This is a genomic window from Rhodoferax sp., from assembly GCF_028715765.1.
GTDB lineage: Bacteria > Pseudomonadota > Gammaproteobacteria > Burkholderiales > Burkholderiaceae_C > Rhodoferax.
The window spans coordinates 1-4391 of sequence record NZ_JAQURE010000091.1; the positions used below are offsets into that span (position 1 = coordinate 1).

Genomic DNA, 4391 nt, shown 5'->3' on the forward strand with positions numbered 1-4391 from the left:
TTTATCGCTTAATGTTAATGTTACTCGTTTTCCCACAAAAACTCCTGGAATATTGGAGTATATATTATAACCGAAAGTATCTTTTATTCCAACAAATTACGTATTTAATTTAATATTAACGGCTTAACACATTTTAAATTTCATGAATAAATATTAATGCCTGAAAATTGCTTGACGAAATCGTTGCAACAACCAGGCCATCAATAAGCCATAGGCAATCCAAGTTTCCTTCAGGCCAGCCCAAGAGCCACGCAACAGTGCCCATAATGAGCGAGAAAAGGGTTCAATAAAAAGTGTGGCGAGCATCGTGACCACGGCACCCAACCAAGAAAAATGCTTGAATGCATACAACAAACGGCTTTGCAATGAATAGAACAAGCGCCGTGCCTTGATCTGGTTAGATGTACCACCGCCAGCGTGGAATGCTTGGGCATCAGCCAGATACACACTTCGGTAACCTGTTAGGTGAGCCCTGAAAGAAAAATCAAGATCTTCCAAGTAGACAAAAAATCGCGTATCAAACCCTGCTAAATCTTTAAAAAGCTCAGTTCGCACCAAGAAAAAAGCGCCAATGACATGTTCTACAACGCGCGTTTTCGTATGATCCCAATCGGCCATAAAGTGCCCCATGCTGGGGAATATGCGATCCAGCCCAAGCGCATGAGCAAACAAACCAGGTACAGAAGGGAACCACGCACAACTCCGGGATACATGACCCGATTCATCAAGCAACTGCACACCGCATATACCCACCTTGGCATTGGCCGGATCCTGCATAAATGCCATCGTTTTTGGCAAGGTATCTGAATATAACGCAGCATCTGGATTCAAGAAAAGCAGGTAATGGCTGCACGCTTTTTTTGCGCCAAGGTTACATGCATGACCAAACCCCAGATTTTCAGAATTGCGAATGATCATGGGTTTGAATGACAAGTTCTGCAACAGGCTGACCTGCTCTAGTGAATCATCAGACGAAGCATTGTCAACAATGATCACTGTAGCGACCAATCCGTGATGGTATTTATCAATACTGGAAACCACATGCGCCAGCTGGGCACCGGCGTTCCAATTGACGATGATGATTGATACCTGCGTATTACTCGTCATGAAATAAATTCTTCAAATAGTTACTTTTATATCAAAAAAACTATTTTGATGCCAAGTAAACATATTGACTGGTGAGCAAATTTGCAAAAATACCAAATGTGATTGCATTCAATTTTCCAGAATTCAAATGAATGCCAAGGCTTGTCGGCTTCATAGTCTCTATCTTTAAAAGAGCTCCTGTTAACAAGTCAGCTGATGACGACTTTGTAAAGAATCTCAAATGAGTTTTATCCAAAATTCCTTTGTCTGTATACCTGAAGCTACCAAATAAAAGCGGAAAAACCAAAGAAAAATGCTGTGCATTAGGCAATGAGACTATGATTTTCCCGCCCTCAGATAAATATAAATCTGTGATTTTTTTTAAAATCGTCCAAGGATCTACCAAGTGCTCCAAAACATCAAGTAATAAAATTAAATCAAATTTACCAATTGTTTCTGGTAACTGGTCTTTTTCAATATCAAGACAGTGAATAACATCAACTCTGCAGCGTGCTGCATCAGCTGCTTCTTCAAACAATTCAATACCAACTGTTTCGCTACATAGTTTTTTATTCTTGATCATTTCAAGCGTCTGACCAGACCCACAGCCAACTTCCAAGACACGTCTTGAAAACTTAGGTATTAATTCAAGTATTTCGTACCGTACCGCAGAAAAATAATCTTGTTTTTTTGAAACGTAAAGATTCATAAATTATCCAATTAATGATTGCTCAATATCTTCAAGAGAATAGCATCAAAAACCGTTCGTCCAACCCACGCCCAGGCAACACCATAGAGTCCATATATATTTATTAGAAAAAAAAGTAAACCGATGAAAATTGGTAACTCAATCAAATGCAGTTTTGCAGTTATATCGGAGCGCCCCTTGGCATGCAGTAATGAAAAATACATTGATCCAATACTGTTCGCAAATACACCAAGGCACAATATTTGTCCAATCACAACAGACTCATCTGGCAAATTTTTCCCAATCCAAAAAGGTAACAATGATGGCAACAGCAGTGCCAGCGTGACAGTCACAACCAACATGACACCAATCACTGCAAACAACCAACGTCTAAATAGCAATTGCCATTGGAGAGGGTCTTGGTGCATTTGCTTTGCCAAGCTTGGAAAAACCACAGATGACACCGCGCCAACCACAACAAGACTTTGAACGACAACTTCGTAAGGAATAGTGTAAGCAGCCACAGCTGCAGCAGAAATCAGCCCGCCAATCACAAAGCGGTCTGCCTGTACAAGCAACGGCCCAGCCACGCTACTGACAGTGACCCAGCCACCAAATACGAATAACTGCTTCTTGATTTCATCTCTACGCACACTGGCACACAAAGCCGATGAACACCCTAGACTGGTATTGACACAACGTATTGCCAAAAAGCGAAATATGACAAGAGCAGTGATCCGTGAAATCAACAGTATGGCAACCAGCCAAACCAGGCTGTTTGAAAAATGCGCTACCCAATAAGGCCCCAGAAAATTCAGCACCCCCAAACCCATACGCAAAAGGCTGATGCCCCTGAATTTCTCGAACGCCTCATTCACACCGCGGTAAGTTGCAGAGATAGCTTGCACAGGCACAGCCAGAGCAAGTAAAAAGACAGAGACGTTGATCTCCGATGACAAGTCGGCTGAGTGTCGAATCAAATTTGCAACACCTGACACTGCTGCTAGCGTCAAAAACAAAAAACCGATGGTGCCGGTTAATAAAGTAAGTCGCGTTGCTGTCTGAATGACAAAAGGAATATCCGCCAAGGCGCTCTGCCCCCGCAATTGAGCCAGCAACTGTGTCGTTGCACGACCAATACCTAAATCAAACACGCCTGCATAGCCAATTAATCCCCACGCCAACGCCAACAAACCAAAACGTTCCAGTCCAATCAACTCAATAAGCGCGGGGATAGTCAATGCAGCAATCACCAGAGGCGAAGCCAATCCAAGCAGGTTCCATGCAACATTGCTCAGTCGCATGAACAGAATTCAGAAAAGATACAGCTTGCGGATTCGAACATTTAGTACTGCTGTAACCTCAACAGGAGTGAAAACCAAGCATTTTCCTCTGCATCCCATTGCGAGTGAGCCTGGCTTATTTCGAATAGTTTGACTACACGCATGTGATAATTTTGATATTTATTTGATAGCTGCATGCAGCTTTACCCGTAAGGGCCAGAGGCTAATATGATATGTATATCTTCTTTTCACGATGGCACTGACTACTAGTAGCGCTGCAATCATCTGTTGGGTTTGCTGGCATCGCGGCCAGTGACGCTGTCTTTGATGACCGTTTGCATTGCAAAACGCCTAGCGTCGAGGGTCTGCGTGTACAGGTTCAATTTGAACTCGCGGCTCAATAACCCTGGAACAGAAAATCCAACGCACCGGTAATGCACGCTTGTTCATCACTGAGCGACGCAACACTGGCTTGCAAGATACGTTGAGGCACAGCACCCAATTTGGGCGTCTCCAGCAGGTAGTCCTGACCCAAGATGTTTAATACTGGCGTTAATCGGGTGGGGAGCTTGACCTTTGCAAAGTGCTCCAGGCTGCGCAGCGGTATAACCATGCGACTGTCCAAGCCATCAAGCAAGTCGCTTTGAACATCAAGCAAATAAGGCGTGGCGCTGGCATGCGCGCCTGGGTTGGGATACACATCAAAACGTGCCATCAAAAAGTTCTCCACTGATCCAGCGGCAGACCTTCAGTTTCGATCGTGGCGTTATAGGCTGCAATAAAGTCAGCATGCTCACTACGCCAGCGGTGCCTCTGTTCCTGTGCGACACGTTCACGCAAGTAGGTGTCGCACATCTGTGAAATATTGAGTTCAAGTGCTTTGGCTGCATCCAGCACATCAACGCTCAGACTCAAATTGATCGCTTTTTTTAAGGGTTGACGCACCCGAAAGCCGCGTTTGGGTGTGGTAGTTTGAGTAGCTTGCATGGTGACTTTTAATGCACATTAGAAGATGCGCACATCGTAACAAATATTTCAAAAGTGCTGAATTGATGTGTTGAACAGAAATGGCTGGCGACGCCCCGGCAGCACGCTTTGCGCCTGCCACCAGCCACACCAAAAACCACGATTATCCAATGCCGGGCTTCAGCCCCCCATCACCCAGATACCTATTTGGCTTTCTTCATGACCAAGGGGTCAATAGCCAGCTTTAACCCAGATAGTCCATTAGGATTTTCAAAAGAAAAGTGGTGCAAACCTCCCAGTGCAGATTTCTAATGGATACCATTAGAAATTCCGTTTGAAATCATACGGTTATCCAACAGTCTGGAGGT

5 protein-coding genes are annotated in these 4391 nt (G+C 44.2%); all 5 read right to left on the reverse strand.

The features are described 5' to 3' along the window. Positions 1 to 153 precede the first annotated feature (153 nt). The 5 genes from PHT20_RS16300 to PHT20_RS16320 all read right to left on the reverse strand — a co-directional run bounded on the left by PHT20_RS16300 (position 154) and on the right by PHT20_RS16320 (position 4044). The gene (locus tag PHT20_RS16300; protein WP_301021357.1) at positions 154 to 1107 is read right to left on the reverse strand and encodes a glycosyltransferase family 2 protein; all 954 of its coding nucleotides are present in this window, start codon (positions 1105 to 1107) and stop codon (positions 154 to 156) included. A gap of 40 nt (positions 1108 to 1147) precedes the next feature. Further along, positions 1148 to 1795 (reverse strand): class I SAM-dependent methyltransferase, encoded by a 648-nt coding sequence (locus tag PHT20_RS16305; RefSeq protein ID WP_301021358.1) that lies wholly within the window; start codon positions 1793 to 1795, stop codon positions 1148 to 1150. A gap of 11 nt (positions 1796 to 1806) precedes the next feature. After that, complete coding sequence (locus PHT20_RS16310; RefSeq protein ID WP_301021359.1) at positions 1807 to 3078, reverse strand: oligosaccharide flippase family protein; 1272 nt, start codon at positions 3076 to 3078, stop codon at positions 1807 to 1809. A gap of 376 nt (positions 3079 to 3454) precedes the next feature. Beyond that, positions 3455 to 3772: a CcdB family protein gene (locus PHT20_RS16315; protein WP_301021360.1), complete on the reverse strand. Its 318-nt coding sequence runs from the start codon at positions 3770 to 3772 to the stop codon at positions 3455 to 3457. Continuing rightward, a complete protein-coding gene (locus PHT20_RS16320) occupies positions 3772 to 4044 on the reverse strand; it encodes a type II toxin-antitoxin system CcdA family antitoxin (protein ID WP_301021361.1) in 273 nt (90 codons plus the stop codon). The genes PHT20_RS16315 and PHT20_RS16320 overlap by 1 nt, the downstream gene beginning before the upstream one ends. Positions 4045 to 4391 lie beyond the last annotated feature (347 nt).

Excerpts from the sequence above, each read along its gene's own strand:
- PHT20_RS16300 (WP_301021357.1), bottom strand. The coding sequence starts at position 1,107 with ATGACGAGTAATACGCAGGTATCAATCATCATCGTCAATTGGAACGCC.
- PHT20_RS16305 (WP_301021358.1), bottom strand. The coding sequence starts at position 1,795 with ATGAATCTTTACGTTTCAAAAAAACAAGATTATTTTTCTGCGGTACGG.
- PHT20_RS16310 (WP_301021359.1), bottom strand. The coding sequence starts at position 3,078 with ATGCGACTGAGCAATGTTGCATGGAACCTGCTTGGATTGGCTTCGCCT.
- PHT20_RS16315 (WP_301021360.1), bottom strand. The coding sequence starts at position 3,772 with ATGGCACGTTTTGATGTGTATCCCAACCCAGGCGCGCATGCCAGCGCC.
- PHT20_RS16320 (WP_301021361.1), bottom strand. The coding sequence starts at position 4,044 with ATGCAAGCTACTCAAACTACCACACCCAAACGCGGCTTTCGGGTGCGT.